Annotated in this window: 20 protein-coding genes; 14 read left to right on the top strand and 6 right to left on the bottom strand. The window is 42.1% G+C overall.

From position 1 onward, the window contains the following. The first annotated feature begins 1 nt into the window (after window position 1). The 5 genes from BLW54_RS06635 (at window position 2) to BLW54_RS06655 (ending at window position 4,577) form a co-directional block, all read left to right on the top strand. Complete coding sequence (locus tag BLW54_RS06635; protein ID WP_074733533.1) at window positions 2-985, top strand: alpha-ketoacid dehydrogenase subunit beta; 984 nt, start codon at window positions 2-4, stop codon at window positions 983-985. Window positions 986-1,003: 18 nt separating this feature from the next. Then, entirely contained in the window at window positions 1,004-2,314 is a 1,311-nt protein-coding gene (locus BLW54_RS06640) for a dihydrolipoamide acetyltransferase family protein (RefSeq protein ID WP_074733535.1), read from the top strand. A gap of 208 nt (window positions 2,315-2,522) precedes the next feature. Further along, window positions 2,523-2,960 (top strand): BrxA/BrxB family bacilliredoxin, encoded by a 438-nt coding sequence (locus tag BLW54_RS06645; RefSeq protein ID WP_035508997.1) that lies wholly within the window; start codon window positions 2,523-2,525, stop codon window positions 2,958-2,960. 108 nt (window positions 2,961-3,068) lie between these two features. After that, entirely contained in the window at window positions 3,069-4,019 is a 951-nt protein-coding gene (locus tag BLW54_RS06650) for an aromatic acid exporter family protein (protein ID WP_074733537.1), read from the top strand. Between the two features lie 45 nt (window positions 4,020-4,064). Continuing rightward, the gene (locus tag BLW54_RS06655; protein WP_035508995.1) at window positions 4,065-4,577 is read left to right on the top strand and encodes a L,D-transpeptidase; all 513 of its coding nucleotides are present in this window, start codon (window positions 4,065-4,067) and stop codon (window positions 4,575-4,577) included. Window positions 4,578-4,636: 59 nt separating this feature from the next. Here BLW54_RS06655 and prli42 read toward each other — a convergent pair whose 3' ends face one another. Next, window positions 4,637-4,750, bottom strand: a complete 114-nt coding sequence (gene prli42, locus BLW54_RS20640; protein ID WP_231622388.1) for a stressosome-associated protein Prli42 — start codon at window positions 4,748-4,750, stop codon at window positions 4,637-4,639. Window positions 4,751-4,927: 177 nt separating this feature from the next. On the opposite strand from prli42, the gene BLW54_RS06660 reads away from it, so the two are divergent. From BLW54_RS06660 to BLW54_RS06695, 8 genes are all read left to right on the top strand, one after another. Then, entirely contained in the window at window positions 4,928-6,583 is a 1,656-nt protein-coding gene (locus tag BLW54_RS06660; RefSeq protein WP_074733539.1) for an acyl-CoA mutase large subunit family protein, read from the top strand. Window positions 6,584-6,598: 15 nt separating this feature from the next. Then, entirely contained in the window at window positions 6,599-7,411 is an 813-nt protein-coding gene (mce, locus tag BLW54_RS06665; protein ID WP_035509779.1) for a methylmalonyl-CoA epimerase, read from the top strand. Window positions 7,412-7,413: 2 nt separating this feature from the next. Beyond that, window positions 7,414-8,961, top strand: coding sequence for an acyl-CoA carboxylase subunit beta (locus BLW54_RS06670; protein WP_074733541.1), 1,548 nt, complete (start codon window positions 7,414-7,416; stop codon window positions 8,959-8,961). A gap of 69 nt (window positions 8,962-9,030) precedes the next feature. Then, window positions 9,031-10,155 carry a M20/M25/M40 family metallo-hydrolase gene (locus BLW54_RS06675; RefSeq protein ID WP_074733544.1) on the top strand — a complete coding sequence of 375 codons (1,125 nt, stop codon included), beginning with the start codon at window positions 9,031-9,033 and terminating at the stop codon, window positions 10,153-10,155. A gap of 181 nt (window positions 10,156-10,336) precedes the next feature. Next, the gene (locus tag BLW54_RS06680; protein ID WP_074733546.1) at window positions 10,337-11,584 is read left to right on the top strand and encodes a DNA polymerase IV; all 1,248 of its coding nucleotides are present in this window, start codon (window positions 10,337-10,339) and stop codon (window positions 11,582-11,584) included. Between the two features lie 59 nt (window positions 11,585-11,643). After that, window positions 11,644-11,772: a YpzI family protein gene (locus BLW54_RS06685; RefSeq protein ID WP_071414046.1), complete on the top strand. Its 129-nt coding sequence runs from the start codon at window positions 11,644-11,646 to the stop codon at window positions 11,770-11,772. A gap of 18 nt (window positions 11,773-11,790) precedes the next feature. Continuing rightward, the gene (locus BLW54_RS06690) at window positions 11,791-11,940 is read left to right on the top strand and encodes a small acid-soluble spore protein P (RefSeq protein WP_035508984.1); all 150 of its coding nucleotides are present in this window, start codon (window positions 11,791-11,793) and stop codon (window positions 11,938-11,940) included. Window positions 11,941-12,077: 137 nt separating this feature from the next. Next, window positions 12,078-12,302: a DUF3892 domain-containing protein gene (locus tag BLW54_RS06695; RefSeq protein ID WP_181949623.1), complete on the top strand. Its 225-nt coding sequence runs from the start codon at window positions 12,078-12,080 to the stop codon at window positions 12,300-12,302. Between the two features lie 190 nt (window positions 12,303-12,492). Here BLW54_RS06695 and BLW54_RS06700 read toward each other — a convergent pair whose 3' ends face one another. The 4 genes from BLW54_RS06700 to BLW54_RS06715 form a co-directional block, all read right to left on the bottom strand. After that, window positions 12,493-13,854: an aldehyde dehydrogenase gene (locus BLW54_RS06700; RefSeq protein ID WP_074733548.1), complete on the bottom strand. Its 1,362-nt coding sequence runs from the start codon at window positions 13,852-13,854 to the stop codon at window positions 12,493-12,495. 14 nt (window positions 13,855-13,868) lie between these two features. Then, on the bottom strand, window positions 13,869-14,792 hold the full coding sequence (rnz, locus tag BLW54_RS06705) for a ribonuclease Z (protein WP_074733550.1): 924 nt from the start codon (window positions 14,790-14,792) through the stop codon (window positions 13,869-13,871). Between the two features lie 99 nt (window positions 14,793-14,891). Continuing rightward, a complete protein-coding gene (namA, locus tag BLW54_RS06710) occupies window positions 14,892-15,908 on the bottom strand; it encodes an NADPH dehydrogenase NamA (protein ID WP_074733552.1) in 1,017 nt (338 codons plus the stop codon). 400 nt (window positions 15,909-16,308) lie between these two features. Beyond that, on the bottom strand, window positions 16,309-17,055 hold the full coding sequence (locus BLW54_RS06715; protein WP_035508974.1) for a glycerophosphodiester phosphodiesterase: 747 nt from the start codon (window positions 17,053-17,055) through the stop codon (window positions 16,309-16,311). An 84-nt stretch (window positions 17,056-17,139) separates the two neighbouring features. Here BLW54_RS06715 and BLW54_RS06720 point away from each other — a divergent pair, with 84 nt between their 5' ends. Further along, window positions 17,140-18,765, top strand: a complete 1,626-nt coding sequence (locus BLW54_RS06720; protein ID WP_035508971.1) for a M20/M25/M40 family metallo-hydrolase — start codon at window positions 17,140-17,142, stop codon at window positions 18,763-18,765. 90 nt (window positions 18,766-18,855) lie between these two features. On the opposite strand, the gene BLW54_RS06725 is transcribed toward BLW54_RS06720, so the two are convergent. Then, on the bottom strand, window positions 18,856-20,382 hold the full coding sequence (locus tag BLW54_RS06725) for an AbgT family transporter (protein WP_035508969.1): 1,527 nt from the start codon (window positions 20,380-20,382) through the stop codon (window positions 18,856-18,858). Window positions 20,383-20,512: the final 130 nt, after the last annotated feature.

Here is a 20,512-nt window from a genome sequence, read left to right on the forward strand (position 1 = left end):
AATGGCAGTAATATCGTATATTCAAGCCGTCACTCAAGCTTTAAAAGAAGAAATGCAGCGTGACGAGAAAGTGTTCGTCCTTGGAGAAGATGTCGGAAAACGCGGAGGTGTATTCCGCGCTACAGACGGTCTCTATGATGAATTCGGAGAAGAACGTGTGTTAGATACACCCCTTGCAGAATCAGCAATTGCCGGGGTTGGAATCGGTGCTGCGATGTATGGGATGCGTCCCGTTGCGGAAATGCAGTTTGCCGATTTTATTATGCCAGCAGTAAACCAGATCATTTCGGAGGCAGCCAAAATTCGTTATCGTTCAAATAATGATTGGAATGCACCCATTACTATACGAGCGCCATACGGTGGCGGTGTACATGGTGCCCTTTATCACTCCCAGTCAGTCGAAGCGATTTTTGCTAATCAGCCCGGTTTGAAAATCGTAATGCCTTCAACTCCGTACGATGTGAAAGGCTTACTTAAAGCATCGATTCGTGACAATGATCCCGTCCTATTTTTTGAACATAAACGCGCTTATCGTCTGATCAAAGGTGAAGTACCAGAAGAAGATTACACACTTCCCATTGGAAAAGCGGACGTGAAGCGGGAAGGGGCGGATATTACAGTTATCACCTACGGCTTATGTGTTCATTTTGCTTTGCAGGCTGCGGAGAAGCTGACGGAAGAAGGAATTGACGCACATATTCTTGATCTGCGTACTGTTTATCCATTAGATAAAGAAGGGATTATTGAAGCAGCATCGAAAACCGGCAAGGTACTTCTGGTTACGGAAGATAATAAAGAAGGTGGTATTATTTCAGAGGTATCTGCAATCATCAGTGAAAACTGCTTATTCGACCTAGATGCTCCTGTACAGCGTCTAGCGGGGCCGGATGTTCCATCCATGCCCTATGCACCAACTATGGAAAAACATTTCATGATGAATCCTGATAAAGTTGAAAAAGCGATGCGAGATCTCGCAGAATTTTAATATAAGGAGGGAAATCCTGTGGGTTTAGAAAAAATTAATATGCCCCAACTCGGTGAAAGTGTCACAGAGGGTACAATCAGTACATGGCTCGTTCAACCGGGGGATCAGGTCAACAAATATGATCCAATTGCAGAAGTCATGACAGATAAAGTAAACGCTGAAGTTCCTTCCTCTTTTTCAGGAACTATTAAAGAGCTTGTTGCTTCAGAAGGGGATACGATTTCTGTTGGTGAATTGATGTGTTATATCGAAGTAGAAGGAGCAGGTGCTTCAGAAGAACCTGCTGCGGATGAAAACAAGGAGGCGCCTGCACAGGAAGAGCCGGCCGCTGAAGAAAAGACAACGTCTAAACCGAAAAAGAGTCAGGAAAAAGGCAATAAAAAGCGTTACTCACCTGCCGTCATGACATTGGCGCAAGACCATGATATTGATTTAAACCAAGTAGAAGGGTCTGGACGTGGTGGTCGAATCACACGAAAAGACATCGAGAAAATTTTTGCAAGTGGTGAAATTCCAAAAGCAGGAGAGGAAAAAGTACAAACAGAGGATCCAGCACCTAAGGAAAGCGCACCATCTTCCACACCTACTACAGCATCTGGTGTTCAAACACCGAATGTACAGACAGGGGAAGGCGATGTGGAAATTCCAGTCACTGGGGTACGTAAAGCCATTGCTGCAAACATGGTGAAATCCAAAACAGAAATTCCTCATGCCTGGATGATGGTCGAAGTTGATGTTACGAATCTTGTCGAACTCAGAAATGCGAAAAAGACCCAGTTCAAACAAAAAGAAGGCTTCAGCCTGACTTACTTTGCATTTTTCGTAAAAGCTGTCGCTCAAGCTTTGAAAGAATATCCACAGCTGAATAGCACATGGGCAGGGGACAAAATCATTCAACGGAAAGCGATCAATTTGAATATCGCTGTTGCTAAAGATGATGAGTTATTTGTCCCTGTCATTAAAAATGCAGATGAAAAGAGCATTAAAGGAATCGCCAAAGATATAACAGACCTGGCTAATAAGGCCCGCCAAGGGAAACTTACATCGAAGGATATGGAGGGCGGTACGTTTACTGTTAACAATACCGGCTCTTTCGGGTCTGTTCAGTCAATGGGAGTGATCAATCATCCGCAGGCAGCGATCTTGCAAGTTGAATCGATCGTGAAGAAACCAGTCTATCAAAATGGTATGTTTGGTGCGCGTGATATGGTTAACTTATGTCTATCTTTAGATCATCGCGTTCTTGATGGCCTTGTGGCAGGGAACTTCCTAGCTCGCGTGAAAGAAATCCTTGAGAAAATGTCGGAGGATAATACATCTGTTTATTAATACAACAAGCTGTCTTTCTATAAGGGAGACAGCTTTGATGTTTATGGCTGTTCGTTTAAGTCTAATGAAATGGACCCTTTACTCTGGATTCAAACCTATAAGAAAATAGGCATCCAAGTAATAAGTGAAAAAGGCGTTGCATAGACAATTCAATTGAAAGATGTCAGATATCTTGGTAAAATGTTCTTAGTAATTTTAAAAAGGGGCCATGGATATGGATTTTAATATTTTTATGAACGATGTTGTTTCAAAAGCACGTGAAGAAATTACAGAGGCAGGGTATACTGAACTTACGACACCTGAGGAAGTGGATCAGACCCTTTCAAAAGAAGGAACAACCCTTGTCATGATTAACTCTGTATGTGGTTGTGCAGGAGGTATTGCTCGTCCGGCAGCTGCTCATGCTATACATTACGATAAACGACCGGATCAGCTGGTCACTGTTTTTGCTGGGCAAGATCGTGAAGCAACAGAACGTGCACGGGAGTACTTTGAAGGATATCCGCCGTCATCTCCATCCTTTGCTTTACTTAAAGATGGTAAAATCCAGACAATGGTCGAGCGTCATGATATTGAGGGATTTGAACCTATGGAAGTGATTGGAAAGCTTCAACGTAGTTTTGAAGAGTATTGTGAAGAGGTATAATAACACAATATACTTAGGATCTTTGTGATAAAGCAAAGGTCCTTTTTTACGTAATGGTCGATAAAAGGCATTAGGGCTTTTATTGTGAAAACTGAGGTGAGAAATGTAGTGAGAATAGGTTACCGGACGATTAAGACAGCATTGGGCACTCCTTTTGCGATATGGATGGCCCAATTGCTGCAACTGGAGAACTTTGCATCCGCGGGAATATTAACGATTCTTTGTATTCAAATTACAAGAAAACGTTCTTTTCTTAGTGCGTGGCACCGTTTTTCGGCTTGTTTATTAGCGATGGCATTTTCATTCATCTTTTTTGAATTTCTCGGCTACAACCCGATCGCCATTGGATTAATGCTGTTTGCCTTCATCCCTGCAACCGTATGGTTTAAGATTACACCTGGAATCGTCACCAGTTCAGTTATCATTCTTCATTTATATGGCTCAGGGGATATAGGGTGGAGCATTATTTGGAATGAGGTATTATTGATTACCGTTGGGATTGGGACTGCTCTCCTCCTCAATTTGTACATGCCTAGTCTTGAAAAAAAGTTGAATCAATATCGAGATCAGGTAGAAAAGAACTTTTCAATCATTTTAAAAGAAATTGCTCAATTTTTACGTGAAGGAGATAATGATTGGACTGGGAAAGAATTAACCGAAACAGCGAACCTTTTGGAAAGGGCAAAATCTCTTTCTTTTAGAGATGTTGAAAATCATTTGTTACGTTCTCACAATCATTTTTATCATTATTTTCATATGCGGACAAAGCAATTTGAACTTCTTGAAAGAATGTTACCTTTAGTGAGCAGAATTTCAACATCAGATGTACATGGAGTTAGGATGGCAGACTTTTTTGATGATTTGGCTGAAGCTGTTCACCCAGGGAATACGGCAGTCATTTATTTACGGATGCTTAAAGAGATGAAAGAAGAGTTTCGCCAGGATAAATTACCCGAAACTCGAGAAGAATTTGAGGTGAGAGCAAGCCTTTATCACCTGTTGAATGAAATTGAAGAATATTTAATCATTAAACGCTCATTCAAGAAGAGTGACGTATAGGGAGCAAGAGAGAGGGTAAACTTTGAGTAAAAGAAGGTGACAGTTATGTACTTCATGCTTCTACTATTAGGTGGTCTGCTCAATCCCTTGCTTCCCCCTCATGCCACAGGAGAGTCGGTAATTATTGTAAACAAAGCAACACATGAAGTGGTGCTTTACCAGAATAATGAAATTGTTTTTGAAGCGCCTGCAGCGATCGGAAGAACGAAGGAGTTAACGCCGGAAGGGCATTTTGATGTGAAGGTTAAAGCAAAGGATCCATACTATCGAAAAAAAGATATCCCAGGGGGAGATCCTGAGAATCCTCTTGGAAGTCGCTGGATCGGGTTTGATGCAAGAGGAACTGATGGACGAATTTACGGAATTCATGGGACAAATCAACCTGATTCGATAGGGAAATCTGTGTCAGCCGGCTGTATACGTCTGAACAACGCAGACGTGGAGAAATTGTTTGAAATGGTGCCTGTAGACGCAGATCTTATCATTGTGGACAGTGAAAAAAGCAGGAATGATTTATACCATTCCTGGGTAGAGGAAAAGTTACAAAACCAATTATAAAAACACTAAGAAAGCCGTAAAAAGGGGAGAATCCCTTTTTTACGGCTTTTTTGTTTGTATTATAGGAAAAAGCTCGCGCCTGCTAATGCACTAGATAGAAGCATGGATAAGATCATGACATAGATCACGATTTTCATACGGCGTTCGCGTTTTGATCGTTTTTTTGCAGCCAAGGTGTGTAACCTCCTTCTCAGTCAATCCTACTGATATTCTACCTAAAAAAGATAAATTGGACAAGGGAGTGAAATGATTTACAATATAATTGTGAATTATAGTAATTTTTCAATAAGTAAGCGTTTTATTTCTGGTATGCTAGAAGAGAGACTGTACTGAAAAAGGAGGCCTTTCTTATGAATACATCATCAAGTGAGCACCATCCAAAGCAAAAATGGGAAAAAGATGTAAAGAAAACAACAGAGCGCTTTCCGGAACGAAAAGAAACGTTTCATACAAGTTCTGATATTACTATTAACCGGCTCTATACCCCTAAACAGATGGATGGGGAGTACATAGAGGAGATCGGTTTTCCAGGCCAATATCCTTATACAAGAGGGATCCAGCCGACGATGTATCGTAGCCGTTACTGGACAATGCGTCAATACGCAGGGTTCGGTTCAGCAGAAGAAACTAATGAAAGATTCCGTTATTTATTGAAACAGGGGCAGACTGGTCTGTCTGTGGCATTTGATCTGCCGACACAAATTGGGTATGACTCTGATGATCCTATGGCAGATGGCGAAGTTGGAAAAGTAGGTGTTGCCATCGATTCACTAAAAGATATGGAACAGCTTTTCGATCAGATTCCTCTTGATCAAGTAAGCACTTCCATGACGATCAATGCCCCTGCGAGTATATTGCTAGCGATGTATATTGCGGTTGGAGAAAAGCAGGGAGTAGATCCTGAAAAGCTTACTGGCACGATTCAAAATGACATTCTTAAAGAATATATCGCTCGAGGTACTTACATTTATCCCCCTAAACCTTCCATGCGCTTAATAACAGATATTTTTGGCTACTGTCAGGAATACTTGCCAAAGTTCAATACAATCAGTATATCAGGCTACCATATAAGGGAAGCGGGTTCGACGGCTGTTCAGGAAGTAGCTTTTACAATTGCGAATGGAATGGCTTATGTAGATGCAGCCATTGAAGCAGGGCTTGAAGTTGATGATTTCGCACCACGGCTTGCGTTTTTCTTTAATGCTCATAACCAGTTTTTTGAAGAAGCAGCAAAGTTCCGTGCGGCCCGTCGTATGTGGGCAAAAATTATGAAAGAGCATTATGGAGCACAGAATCCCAAGAGCTGGAAATTACGTTTTCATACCCAGACTGGTGGAAGTACATTAACCGCCCAACAGCCGGATAACAATATCGTCCGTGTAACTTTGCAAGCGCTTTCGGCTGTGATGGGTGGGACACAAAGTCTACATACCAATTCCAGAGATGAAGCGTTGGCCCTCCCAACAGAGGATTCTGCACGGATTGCATTACGTACGCAACAAATCATTGCTAATGAGAGCGGTGTGGCAGACACAATTGACCCGCTTGCCGGATCCTACTATGTTGAGTCACTTACAGATCAGATTGAGAACGAAGCAAATGCATACTTGGAACGAATTAAAGAATTTGGTGGAGCAGTTCAGGCCGTTGAAGAAGGTTACATGCAGAGAGAAATTCATCAAGCTGCCTATGACGCCCAAAAACGCATTGAATCCAAAGAAGATATCGTTGTGGGTATGAATGAATTTAAGCTTGAGGAGGAAATTCATGCTGATTTACTCCGTGTGGATGAAGCTCTGGAACAGGCCCAAATAGAAAAAACACAGCAATTAAGAGCGGAGCGTAATCAAGCAGCTGTTGATCAATGCCTTTTAAAGCTAAAAGAAGCAGCGGGAGGGACAGCAAATGTGATGCCGTATATAGTGGAAGCTGTAAAGGCATACGCCACGGTCGGAGAAATTGCGAATGTTTTACGAGGAGAATTTGGAGAATATTCCGGGATGTAGGAAGGGATGATGAGGATGAAACCAATACGTGTACTTATAGCGAAACCAGGATTGGATGGACATGACAGGGGAGCATTAATCATAGCACAGGCACTAAGAGATCACGGAATGGAAGTTATTTATACAGGGCTGCGTCAATCAGCCATTCAAATTGCCCGGGCGGCAATTCAGGAGGACGTCGATGTTGTCGGTCTCTCCTCCTTATCTGGAGCCCATAAATCACTGTTTCCGAAAGTTGTGAAAGCTCTTGAAGAACAAGGAGCATCTGATATTCCTGTTATTGGAGGGGGGGTCATCCCTGCTGAGGATATTCCTTTTCTAGAGGAACAAGGGGTCAAGAAAATCTTCACAAGTGGCTCTCCAACAGATGCGACTGCGATTTACATCAAGCAACTCATCCATAAACGAACGATAAATGCTCCCAAGAAAATTGCTCATATTGGGATTGCCGTTGAAAGTATTGATACGGCTTTACCTTTTTACCAACATACGCTAGGACTTGAGGTTGAAGCAGTAGAAAAAGTGGAATCAGAGCAAGTGCGGGTCGCTTTTCTAAAAATCGGAGAAACGATGTTTGAATTATTAGAGCCATTAAGTGACGATTCGCCTATACAAACCTTCTTAACCAGAAAGGGGGAAGGTGTTCATCATATTGCCGTAGAGGTGGAGGATATTGAAAAACGTCTCCAACAGTATAAAGAACAGGGGATACGACTGATCCATGAGCAGCCGAAACAGGGAGCGCATGATAGTCAAATTGCGTTTTTACATCCAAAGGCAGCAAACGGTGTGTTATTCGAGCTATGTCAACAAGGGGAGGGGGAGTAACATTGGATATTTTTGATAAAATAAATGAACTGTATGACAAACGTCGTCAAGTAGAATTAGGTGGTGGAGATGAACGAATTGACAAACAACATAATAAAGGCAAATGGACAGCGCGTGAACGAATTGAATATTTACTGGATGACGGATCATTCATAGAATTAAATCCATTCATGGAACATCGCCACGATGCTTTTGGGATGGATGGAAAGTCTGCCCCTGGAGAAGGTGTAGTGACAGGGTTCGGAAAAATTAATGGGCGGGACGTCTATTTGTTCGCCCAGGATTTCACAGTTTATGGCGGGGCATTAGGTGAGATGCACGCGAAGAAAATAGCGGCCGTTATGGATCTTGCAGCTAAAAACGGTACTCCTTTTATTGGATTAAATGATTCGGGAGGTGCAAGAATCCAAGAGGGTGTTTCCTCCTTAGATGGATATGGACAAGTTTTCTATCGTAATTCCATCTATTCGGGTGTGATTCCGCAAATCTCTGTGATTATGGGCCCATGTGCAGGTGGAGCTGTTTATTCTCCTGCCATAACAGATTTTGTAATTATGGTTGAAAAAACATCACAAATGTTTATCACAGGTCCTAAAGTCATTGAAACAGTCACTGGAGAACAAATTTCCGCCGAAGACCTTGGCGGTGCTGGTGTTCATAACTCCTTAAGCGGAAACGCACACTTGAAAACACAAGACGAGGGAGCAGCATTAGAAGCGGTTCGTAATCTGATTAGTTATTTGCCACAAAATAATGAAGAATGGACACCGGAAGTAGAGGGAGAAGGTAAGGATGACTTTAGAGCTGATATTACGGATAAAATTCCTTTTGATCCCATTCGTCCATATGATGTAAGAATTATTATTGATGAAGTGGTGGATACGGATTCTTTTTTTGAAATTCATAAGGATTTTGCTAAGAATATTGTTGTCGGTTTTGCCCGTTTGCAAGGAAAGACTGTTGGGCTTGTCTGTAATCAGCCTAAATATATGGCTGGTGGCCTTGATATCGACTCAAGTGATAAAGCGGCCCGTTTTATACGGACATGTGACTCTTTCAATATTCCGCTCATTACCTTTGAAGACGTAACCGGGTTTTTCCCTGGAATTAAGCAAGAGCATGGGGGAATTATCCGTCACGGAGCAAAAATCTTATATGCATATTCGGAAGCTACTGTTCCCAAAATGACAGTGATAACAAGAAAAGCTTATGGGGGAGCTTATGTGGCCTTAAACAGTAAGTCTATTGGTGCAGACCTTGTTTATGCCTGGCCGAATGCAGAAATTGCTGTCATGGGGCCGGAAGGTGCAGCGAATATTATATTCGCAAAAGAGATTCGAGAAAGTGAAACCCCTGAAGAGACCCGTCAACATAAAATCAATGAATATAGGGAACGATTTGCGAATCCCTATGTAGCTGCTGGTCTAGGAATGATTGATGATGTCATTGATCCGAGGGAAACCCGATCCACGCTTATTAAGGCTCTCGATATGCTGAAAAATAAACACGAAGAGCGTCCATTTAAAAAGCATGGAAACATTCCTCTATAATTGACACCGTCCATTAGTTCCGCTAACGTACTAATAGGAATGTGTTTACATATGAAGGAGGAAACATAGATGGTAGCCATCAACAGTGAACGTTTACTAGAGGAGTTTTTAGAATTAGTACAAATTGATTCTGAAACGACACAGGAAGCAGAAATTGCAAAAGTATTAAAAAAGAAATTTAAGGATCTTGGTCTGGAAGTTTTGGAAGACGACGCTTCTGCCATTACCGGACATGGGGCTAATAATCTGATTTGTAATTTGCATGGGACTAAGAAGGATGTAGATTCCATCTACTTTACCTCTCACATGGATACAGTTGTACCAGGTAATGGGGTCAAACCATCAGTGAAGGACGGTTATGTCGTGACAGATGGAACAACCATCCTTGGAGCAGACGATAAAGCCGGAGTGGCTGCTATTCTTGAAGCCATTCGATCACTGAAAGAGCAGAATATCGAGCATGGAGATTTGCAATTTGTTATAACCGTAGGTGAAGAAAGTGGACTTGTTGGAGCTAAAGCATTAGATACTTCCTTCTTAAAAGCAAAGTATGGCTACGCGCTCGATAGTGATGGACAGGTAGGGAATATTATTGTAGCTGCTCCAACACAGGCCAAAATCAATACCGTTGTTAAAGGGAAGACAGCCCACGCAGGTGTCGCACCTGAAAAAGGGGTTTCTGCCATTACACTCGCTTCCCGTGCTATTGCAAAAATGCCTTTGGGACGAATAGATGAAGAAACAACAGCGAATATTGGTCGTTTTGAAGGTGGTCAAAAAACGAACATCGTCTGTGATCATGTAGAAGTTTTAGCGGAAGCTCGCTCTCTTGATCCTAAAAAAATGGAAGCGCAAGTGGAAAAAATGAAGACAGCCTTTCAGGAAACCGCAGGTGAAATGGGAGGACATGTTGAATTGGAAGTTGACATCATGTACCCAGGTTACAAGCAGCAGGCTGGGGATCAAGTTGTTGAAGTAGCACGTTCAGCGGCGAAACGCATTGGCCGGGAGAGTGAACTGCTGACCAGCGGTGGAGGAAGTGATGCCAATGTCATCGCAGGTCATGGTATACCTACAGTGAACTTAAGTGTGGGGTATGAGGAGATTCATACTACCAATGAGCGGATGCCTGTGAACGAACTAAAAAAAGTGACAGAGTTTGTAACAGCGATCGTTGAGGAAGTAGCTCAGTAAAAAATGACAATTCCTAATTTCTTAAAGGAAGCCTTTTATGATGGAGGGCTTCCTTTTTTATTTTGTGGGAGATGAATAAAGTTCCAGTGTATGCCTCTATCCAGAAAGGTGTTGTGCTTTGTTTTACCATTTATATTTATGATATAATGGAGAACAAACGTTCCAATGGAGGCAGAATGTTATGCAATCGAAATGGTACCCAAAAAAGGGTCGCGTCATCTTTCATGTTGATATGAACAGCTTCTATGCATCGGTTGAAGCTGCTTTCGATCCCAGTTTGAAAGGGAAACCACTCGCGATTGCAGGTAACCCTGAAGAACGACGGGGCATCATAGTGACAAGTAGTTATGAAGCTCGTAAGTACGGTGTCAAAACAACGATGCCTCTCGGCGAGGCCAGAAGATTATGTCCGGATCTCATTGTCATGACACCAACGTTTAACCGCTACCGGACAGCTTCTAAAGAAATGTTTAAAATACTTGCGGATGTCACATCACTTGTCCAGCCAGTTTCGATTGATGAGGGGTACATGGATATCACGGCTTGTGCAGACCAAGGTTCTCCACCTGAAATCGCTGAATCTGTTCAGCAACGGATCAAGAATGAACTTGATCTTCCATGCAGTATAGGAATCGCCCCGAATAAATTTTTAGCTAAAATGGCCTCTGATATGAAGAAACCTATGGGTATTACTATATTACGCAAAAGAGACCTTCCAGAAAAGTTATGGCCATTACCTATTGAAGAGATGTACGGTGTTGGGAATAAGACAGCTGAAAAGCTGCGTAAAATAAAAATTGAAACCATTGGTGATTTAGCTAACCACCCTGCATTAGAGTTAAAAAGTATGTTAGGTATCAATGGAGAGAGATTGAAAAATAGGGCTAATGGCTTGGATGACCGGCCTGTTGATCCCGAGGCTATCCATGAGTTTAAAAGTATTGGAACATCAACGACACTTCCGCATGACACAATAGACGATAGCGAAATTCAAAGTGTGCTTCGGCGACTATCAAATAAAGTGGAAGTCCGTATGAAGAATAAAAAAGTCCTTGCTCGGAATGTTCAGTTGACGATTCGCTATCACGACAGGAAGACAGTGACACGAAGCCGCCAGTTGAATGAATTTATTCATTTGGGAGAAGATCTGTTTCAGACTTCCATTCAATTATTTGATGATCATTGGAATCAACAGCCTGTCCGCTTGCTAGGTGTAACAGCAAGTGACCTTGCCGAAAAATCAGAAGTGACACAGCAGCTTGATCTCTTCAGCTTTGAGCAGTATGCAAGCAAAGAAAAGCTTTATAAGACCATTGATGATTTAACTGAAAAGTATGGAAAGAACCCTTTCCGCAGTTTAAGTAATCCTGCTGACCTTCAAGTGAATACGAGTTTTCAAAAAGATTTTCTAGATGATTTCAAAAAATGATTCCCAGGCATAGAGGTCTGCTTCTTTCCCATACTAAAAGGGAAGGGAGGCGTTGAAACATGGGTAGAGATCGACAAGAAAAGAAATTGAAAAGATCCGGTAAAGTGGAGTCTGATCGCGACCAGCGCTTGAGTTATCCGGGTGCTACTGCAATGGAAGGACCGGAGGAAGCTCGTAAACGCAGATAACCAAGGAGGCGGATTCTTATGGGCAGACGAATGGGACCCAAACAGCAAGAACAACCGAATTTACCACTTGGGCCGAAGCAAGCATTTGGGGAGCCGGCACAGGGATCTCATAAAGTGAAGAACAGACAGCACTCTCGTCAGAAACAAAAATCTTCACATGATATGTAAATGAGAAAAGGCAGCTGAGGCTGTCTTTTCTTTTACCTTAGATATGAAGGAAAAGCTGATTTTAGGATGACTCCATATATATCCATGCTTACTTTGCATTTATCTGTACACACTAGCTATTGAGGAGGTTGAGAACTATGCCTGAACGAATTGTCGCAGTTAGAAAAAACGGACAAGGGAGCATTACTGAAATGCAGCTGTCGTCAGGACAAGTGATCGATTATAAGCGAGCACATGAAATGGCGCGCAGTGGTGAGCTGGAACACGTAAACCTCATTCGAGGCAAAGATGGAGACCAACATCTTCGAAGTGAACCAGATGGCATACAATCCAATAACTTGGACAACCTTCCATCTTTCTAATAGGAACCCCAGGCAAAGCCGTGCGCTTGCCTGGGGTTTCTTTTACAAAACTCCAAAGCCCCCATACTTACAGGACAATTTCTCTCGCTTATTAAAACGCAAATTGAACCAAATTTCGTTACTTTGAACATAGAAAAACAATAGGACTAGAAAAAGCCCAGGGAATTGATTCCTTGGGCTTTTTTTGTACCTAACTAAAAAACTTTTTTAAAACGGTTAATCCTAGCTGGGAATCTGGGTAGCGTAATATTTGATCAAAACGGGTCGTTTGCTTCGTAATGCTCTTTTCATGTGTAAACGTATCAAAACTTCTTTTCCCATGATAACTCCCCATTCCACTCTCACCAACCCCTCCAAAAGGTAAATGAGGGTTGATGATATGGTAAAGGGTATCATTGACACACCCACCTCCAAAGGATATAGAATTGAGGATACGCTGCTGTTCTATTTCATTTTCACCAAAATAATAAAGAGCGAGGGGTTTCGGACGTTCGTTGATTTTCTCAATTACTTCATCTAGATTACTATAGGTGAGAACAGGGAGGATTGGTCCGAAAATTTCATCTTTCATTACAGGGTCATCCCAAACCACTTGGTCTAAAATAGTGGGTTCAATTTTGTGTGTAGATTCATCTACTGCACCGCCGACTATGACAGCACCAGATTCTAAATAAGAGCAGACCCTTTCAAAATGGGAGTGGTTTATCATTTTTGTGAAATCCTTGTTTTTCAATGTTTTTTTCCCATAGAATTGTTCCATGTATTTTTTCATAGCGCGAAGGAGATCTGCTTTTACTTCATGATGGACATACAGATAATCTGGGGCGATACAGGTTTGCCCCGCATTGGTATATTTCCCCCAAACAATACGTCTGGCCGTAATATCAATATTTGCATCCTTATGAACAATGGTCGGACTTTTTCCTCCGAGCTCAAGGGTTACAGGGATAAGGCGTTTGCTTGCTTTCTCCATTATGATTTTTCCTACAGGTACACTTCCTGTGAAAAAGATGTAGTCTAAGGGTTGATCAAGAAGTTCCTGTGTTATGTCACGTCCGCCTTCTACTACGGCGATGAAATGAGGAGGGAAATATTGCTCGATCATCTTTTTTAATACCCATGAAACAGTAGGAGTAAGTTCAGATGGTTTAATGATAACAGTGTTTCCGGCTGCTACCGCTCCAACTACTGGTGCAAGCGCCAGTTGGACAGGATAATTCCAGGGAGCAATAACAAGTATGGTGCCATAAGGTTCTTTCTTTATGTAATTTTTTGATCCAGCATGAGTAAGCGGGGTTTTGACTTTGGTTACCTGCATCCATGATTTCAAATGTTTCACATGGTGATCGATTTCACTTTTCAAAAAAGCGATTTCTGATGCGTATGCTTCATATTCAGATTTATTCAAATCAAACTTTAGCGCGTTAAGGATGGGTTTCTCGAATGTAGTCAACATTGTCTTCATCTTTAACAGCTGCTCTTTACGGAACCCATAACTTTTTGTATGGCCATCTTTGAACCATGACTTTTGAAGCTTGACTGTTGCGTTCATAAATAGCCTTCTAATTAGCTGCGCTTGACCTGATGTCTATAAAAATCATAAGCAATAATTGTATTAGGAAAAATATTTTTTGCTTGCTCAGAAAGCTGCTCCACGGCATCTCCCTGGTAACGGGAGGAGAGATGGTTGAGGATCAACTCTCCAACACCTGCTTTTTTGGCAAGAGTAGCTGCCTGTTTAACGGTGGAGTGGTAGTAGTCACGGGCCATATCTTCTTCGCCCCCTGCGAAAGTTGCCTCATGAACGAGTAAATCCGCACCTTCCAAAAAGTTCACCAGTTCTGGAAGATAGCGTGTGTCCCCAAAAATAGCGATTTTACGTCCTCGTTTGGGCGGTCCCAGCACATCGTTTCGGTGAATGATTCTCCCGTCTTCCAGTTTTGTTTGCGGTTGGCTCTTAATCGTTTGATAAAGGGGTCCCGGTTGAATCCCGAGCTCTTTCAATTTTTCCGGTTGTAGCTCTCCAAGTTTATCTTTTTCTTTCAAAATGTATCCATAGCTTTCAAGTCCATGTTCTAACTTTACAGCTTCAACAACAAATTGCTCGTCTTCAAAAAGCTCTCCCTCTTGGACTTCTTCCACATATAGTGGATAACGAAGGTTTGTCCCGCTTAACTGCAAACTGATATCAATGTATTCTTTCAACCCACGTGGACCGTAAACGGTTACGGGTGACTCGCCACCTTGGAAAGAACGGCTGCTCAATAATCCTGGCAATCCGTAAATATGATCTCCGTGCAAGTGGGTAATGAAAATAGCCTCGATCCTTCGCGGCCTTATATTCGTATTTAATATTTGCTGTTGTGTTCCTTCTCCGCAATCAAAAACCCATGTTGTCCCGCGCTCTTCTAGAAGGCGTAGTACCAGGGAGGAAACATTGCGCTCTTTTGATGGGACACCAGATCCCGTACCTAGAAAAAATAGTTCCATAGTCAACACTCTCCTACTTCTATCATCATACCACCAGAAAGCAGAGAACACACTTCAAAAGACAAAAAACTGCCGATGTATTCCGGCAGTTTTTTGTCTTTACCATGCTCGTGTATATTGGCGTGGTCCTTCCAGTTCGTACCCTAATTCGTCAGCAGCCTGTTTAGGCCAGTATGGATTTCTTAAGAGCGTGCGAGCTAAGAAAATCAAATCAGCCCGTTCATTTTGTAGGATTTCTTCAGCTTGAATACCACTTGTGATCAAACCGACTGCACCTGTATCGATTTCTGCGCCTTGTTTAATTTTTTCCGCAAAGGTTACCTGATAGCCTGGGTAAGGATCAATGGTGGCAGGGACGACACCGCCTGAGCTAACATCAATGAAGTCGACTCCTTGTGATTTCATTTCTGATGCAAAATAAATAAAATCGTTCATTTTGTTCCCTTCTTCATGGTACTCTTCACCTGATATCCTTACAAACAGAGGTCCATCCCATTCTTCCATTACCGCTACAATGGTTTCTTTAAGGAAGCGATAACGATTTTCACGGGAACCCCCGTATTCATCCTTTCTTTTATTTGTAAGAGGGGAGAGAAACTGATTAATGAGATATCCGTGAGCCGCATGGAGTTCAATGATGTCAAAGCCTGCTTCTTTAGCACGAGCGGCACTTGAACGAAAGGCTTTTATCGTCCGCTGAATATCGTCTTTCGTCATAGCTGTCGGGATTTTCATGGAATCACTGAAGGCTTTTGCACTTGGCGCAAATATTTCATCTTGTAAATTCGCTTTTCGACCAGCGTGAGCCAGTTGTATTCCTGCTTTCGCACCGTGACGACGGACCCCTTCAACGATTTCCTGGAGACCTTCTACATGCTTGTCATCCCATATACCGAGGTCTTCGTGAGAAATACGGCCTTCGGGTAAAACAGCTGTCGCCTCTGTGAAAATTAGTCCTACTTGTCCTGCAGCACGACTTTCGTAATGGGCCAGGTGGAAAGGCTGCGCATGTCCATCTTGATCATCAGCTGAATACATACACATGGGAGACATGACAATTCGGTTCTTTAAAGTCAGGTTTTTTATAGTATAGGGTTCGAATAATTTGTGTTTCAATGCGGATCCTCCTCTAAGTTTCGTCAAAACGGCTATGATTCTATAGAATGGTGCCAGATGTCAGGTCGTTCAGTTCCAATACGGGTCCACAGATGATTGAATGATGGACCGGAGAAGAACAACGATTGGTCCAACCATATAAATAAAATACCAAAAGGTTGTTTATTGTGCTAATGATTTGAACGACAAGCTTTGAAGATTAGGGTCTTGGAGTACACTCGAAAAAGGCAAAAAAGCAGGGGAATCGAATGAAAAATTTTATTCAAAACCGTTCCGTTAAAGTCTAATTTCTTATAAAAAATTGGTTCGGTTTTTTCAAAAAAGAAAAAAGGCGCCAAAGATAAAAGCGGCGCCTATCGACTATATTATTCTCTAAAATTTTAATGTTTATCTTTTGCAATTAACGGTTTCGTCTTTTTCTAAAAAGGTCGCGGTATTCTATAGCTTGATGAGGCACATCTGTGAAAATACCAGAGACGCCTAGGCTGTAACATTTTTTCATCATGGATGGCCGATTAACTGTATAGATTCGAAGGTCGAGCTTTTCTTTGCGGCAACGTTTGACTAGTTTTTTATCTAGAAGTCGGTGCTTCACGTGTAAGGCCTCACATTGTATTGACCTGGCATACTGAGGGAGCTTTCTCATTTTTGTGGATGTTAAAAAGGCTGTTTGAATAGACGGGTTAATTTCTTTCATTCTGAGGAGAGAGTCTGAATTAAAACTTGAAATCACCGTACGTTCCAATACATGATACCTTTTAAGAGATTCGTAGACAATTCGCTCAATATTTTTATATTCAATAACATTGGTTTTTAATTCGATATTTAAAAACATAGGTTGATCTCGAAACCAGCGAAGGAACTCGTCGAGTGTTACAATGTAGATATCAGAAAATTCCGAGGAAAACCAGCTTCCTGCATCAAGCAGACGTAGCTGAGCATATGTATAATCTTGTACGAATCCAGTCCCATTTGTAGTACGTCTAAGGTTTTCGTCATGAATGAGAACAGGGACTTGGTCCTTGGTGAGCTGGACATCTGTTTCGATCCCATCTGCTCCTGCTGCCCGTGCCAGTTCAAAGGCGGGCATGGTGTTTTCGGGTGCCAGTTTACTCGCTCCTCTATGAGCATAAATAAGGGTTTTCATTTTGTGACGTTCACCTCTTCCAGGTAGCTTATGGGTTTGATTGTGTTTGATTATCAAAAAAAAGTCAATAAGGAGTTGACCTCTATGACAGTATGGCAGACGAAGGATCAGTTAACAGATTTGTTATGTTCTCTTGTAGAATATCCAAGTATTACAAACAGTAATGAGGAAATTGCGATCATCGAATACTTATATTATATTTTGGAAGATCGCGATTATTATAAAAAACGTCCCGGGCATCTTAAATTACACCCTCTCGATGATGGGCGTCAGCTTCTTACAGCATTAGTCAAAAAAGAGGATGCGAAAGAAACGCTCGTTTTGATCTCCCACGTGGATGTGGTAGGGATAGAAGATTATGGGTCTTATCAGAATCTAGCTTTCTACCCGCGTGAGCTTACTCAAGAACTACATAAGAATATCGAGGATTTACCTAAAGAAGCCGCCAGGGATCTTGAGTCAGGGAAATGGCTGTTTGGCCGTGGAATAATGGATATGAAAGCAGGATTAACTGTCCACTTATCGTTATTAGAAAAGGCGATGGCTGGTGAGTTTGATGGCAATATTATGCTGGTAGCTGTTCCTGATGAAGAGGTCAATTCAGAAGGAATGCTCGCAGCACTTCCCGCGCTTGCGGAAATCAGAGATAAAGAAGAGTTGGTTTATAAGGCTGCTCTTAACGGCGAGCCGATGTTCAGTAAATACCCGGGCGATTCTGCTTATTATTTGTATACAGGTTCGATAGGAAAGACGCTGCCGGGGTTTTTATGTTATGGCAAAGAAACACATGCAGGTGAACCATTTGGTGGTTTGAATGCAAACCTAATGGTAAGTTACCTTGCACAGGAAATGGAGTTGAATGAGGCGTTCATCGAGAAGGTAGGGGAGGAGCGGACCCCGCCTCCACTTAGTCTGATGCAGCGGGATTTGAAGTTTGAGTATTCCGTTCAGACGCCTCAAGCGGCAGTAGCCATGTACAATGTTCTTTATATGAAGCAATCGATTAATGATTTAAATGAGAAGTTGCTGCAAGCGGCTCAACGGGCAAAAGCAAAGATTATTAATCATTATCACCATCAGGCTTCTTTTTACTTAGAGGGAACGCAAACGTCGGCTTTTCACCCTGATATTACGATTTTGACGTATGATCAATTGTATAAAGAAGCGGTTGATCGCTACGGTAAGATGGAAGTGGACCGACGTCAAAATCGGTTAGTTAATTTACGCGCTCAGGGAGATCGTGACTTTTCTACAACGCTTGTTCAGAGTCTGGCTTCATTGTGTAAAGACATTAGTCCAATGATCGTTCTATTTTACAGTCCGCCTTTTTACCCATCTGTCTCATCCCATGATGATCCTCTCATTCAGCATGGGGCAAAAATAGCCATGGATTATGCAAAAGAAACATATGGGGAGGACCTGGAAGTCATGGAATATTTTACAGGTTTATCTGATTTGAGCTTTATTGGGCCGACATCATCAACCTCATCTTTATCTGATTTGACGAAGCAAATGCCTATTCATGGCAATGGCTTTGAATGGCCAGTGGAAGTGATGGAATCGATTACTATGCCGATTATCAATATAGGACCACTGGGGAGAGATCCTCACCAATGGACCGAACGTCTGGAGTTATCTTACAGTTTCGATAAGCTCCCCAAGATTTTGACCCATGTAATCCATGAAATATTCAAGAAAGAGAAAGTTTAAAATAGCTTCTTATGATCCAAGAGATTACAAGGAATCATTTGATACGAAAAAGAGTCTGGATTAAATTCCAGACTCTTTTTCTAAAATGGTTTATCCGTTGTAATAGAAACCTGCTCCCGGGCCGATTTCAGCTCCAGGAATCAGCATCCAAATTAATAGCATGATGATCCATACAATAGAGAAGACAATAGAATATGGAAGCATTGTTGAGATCAATGTACCTATTCCAACTTTCTTATCGTATTTCTGGGCAAAGGCAATAACAATGGCAAAATATGGCATCAATGGTGAGATAATGTTCGTCGTAGAGTCAGCAATTCTGTAAGCTAGTGTAGTAAGCTCTGGAGAATAACCGAGCTGCATCATCAATGGAACAAAGACTGGAGCCATAATAGCCCATTTAGCTGAAGAACTTCCGATGAACAAGTTGATAAATCCAGCAACAAAAATGAAGGCAATAATTAAACCGATCCCAGTGAAACCGATAGAGTCAAGGAATTCTGCACCACTTACTGCAATCACTTTTCCTAAGTTTGTGTGGTTGAAGTATGCCACGAACTGACCGGCTGTGAAAGCAAGGACGATGTAAATTCCCATACTTGCCATCGTTTCTGACATCTGATTGGCAACATCTTTATCACTTTTGATTTCTTTTGTGATTTTTCCATATACGTAACCAGGAATGAAGAACATAATTAGAATCACCGGCACTAAACTGTGGAAGAATGGTGATGCTAAGAAATCATCGGGGTCGCGTAATGGTCCCCAGGATGGTACAACAAGAAGGGACAACAGGCCAACCGTGATGACAAATGCAATTAATGCTCCAATCATACCTTTTTTCTCAATTGGGGAGATATAATCTACTTCTTCTTTTACCCCGCCTTTGTATTCGCCAAGGCGCGGCTCGACAAGCTTGTCTGTCACAAACGTACCTACTATGGTCAAGACGAAGACCGATACAAACATGAAGTAATAGTTCATCGTGTAAAGGATTGTATCTGCGTAGGCAGGATCGATAGTTGCTGCCGCCTGAATGGTTAAATCACCTAGTAAGGGATCCAGTGATGTCAGTAGTAAGTTGGCACTAAAGCCAGCGGAGACACCTGCAAATGCAGCAGCCAAACCGGCTAGCGGATGACGCCCTAGACCAGCAAATAGAACGGCTCCTAGAGGAGTTAATACAACATATCCGGCATCTGCAGCCATACTGGACATAATTCCACCGAAGACAAGCGCTGCTGTCATAAGAGAGCGCGGTACGGAAGTTACAAGACCGCGAAGCATGGCGCTGATTAAGCCGGAACGCTCAGCAATTCCGATACCAAGCATTGTAACAAGTACGGTTCCGAGCGGAGCGAAACCTACGAAGTTTTCAACCATGCTTTCAAAAATGTATTGAATGCCGTCATTGGAAAGCAGATTGACGACTTGTAAGGTCTCGCCGGTAGCTGGGTCTTCGACTTCCACATTCATTGTGGAGAAAATCCAGGAAGCGACGATAACCATGAGTGCAAATATTGCGAACAATGTGACAGGGTGAGGCAATTTGTTCCCGACACGCTCAATCCAGTCGAGTATACGCATTGTCAGCCCTTTCTTTTCTTGGGGTTCCATGATCTTCCTCCTTGTTTGACCTATACACTAAATTTAATTTTACAATGCCGCGTTAAAGTATAATCAAAAGTGATTTTTATTTGAAGTCTTTTGGAAAAAGTCCCACTAGTAAAAGAATTACGAATAATGA

The organism is Halobacillus karajensis (assembly GCF_900108515.1).
Lineage (GTDB): Bacteria > Bacillota > Bacilli > Bacillales > Halobacillaceae > Halobacillus > Halobacillus karajensis.

Coding starts and splice junctions, on each gene's coding strand:
- BLW54_RS06680 (WP_074733546.1), top strand. CDS start 10,337: ATGCAATCGAAATGGTACCCAAAAAAGGGTCGCGTCATCTTTCATGTT.
- BLW54_RS06700 (WP_074733548.1), bottom strand. CDS start 13,854: ATGAACGCAACAGTCAAGCTTCAAAAGTCATGGTTCAAAGATGGCCAT.
- BLW54_RS06690 (WP_035508984.1), top strand. CDS start 11,791: ATGGGCAGACGAATGGGACCCAAACAGCAAGAACAACCGAATTTACCA.
- BLW54_RS06715 (WP_035508974.1), bottom strand. CDS start 17,055: ATGAAAACCCTTATTTATGCTCATAGAGGAGCGAGTAAACTGGCACCC.
- BLW54_RS06675 (WP_074733544.1), top strand. CDS start 9,031: ATGGTAGCCATCAACAGTGAACGTTTACTAGAGGAGTTTTTAGAATTA.
- BLW54_RS06635 (WP_074733533.1), top strand. CDS start 2: ATGGCAGTAATATCGTATATTCAAGCCGTCACTCAAGCTTTAAAAGAA.
- BLW54_RS06725 (WP_035508969.1), bottom strand. CDS start 20,382: ATGGAACCCCAAGAAAAGAAAGGGCTGACAATGCGTATACTCGACTGG.
- mce (WP_035509779.1), top strand. CDS start 6,599: ATGAAACCAATACGTGTACTTATAGCGAAACCAGGATTGGATGGACAT.
- BLW54_RS06685 (WP_071414046.1), top strand. CDS start 11,644: ATGGGTAGAGATCGACAAGAAAAGAAATTGAAAAGATCCGGTAAAGTG.
- BLW54_RS06695 (WP_181949623.1), top strand. CDS start 12,078: ATGCCTGAACGAATTGTCGCAGTTAGAAAAAACGGACAAGGGAGCATT.
- BLW54_RS06660 (WP_074733539.1), top strand. CDS start 4,928: ATGAATACATCATCAAGTGAGCACCATCCAAAGCAAAAATGGGAAAAA.
- BLW54_RS06645 (WP_035508997.1), top strand. CDS start 2,523: ATGGATATGGATTTTAATATTTTTATGAACGATGTTGTTTCAAAAGCA.
- BLW54_RS06655 (WP_035508995.1), top strand. CDS start 4,065: ATGTACTTCATGCTTCTACTATTAGGTGGTCTGCTCAATCCCTTGCTT.
- BLW54_RS06720 (WP_035508971.1), top strand. CDS start 17,140: ATGACAGTATGGCAGACGAAGGATCAGTTAACAGATTTGTTATGTTCT.
- rnz (WP_074733550.1), bottom strand. CDS start 14,792: ATGGAACTATTTTTTCTAGGTACGGGATCTGGTGTCCCATCAAAAGAG.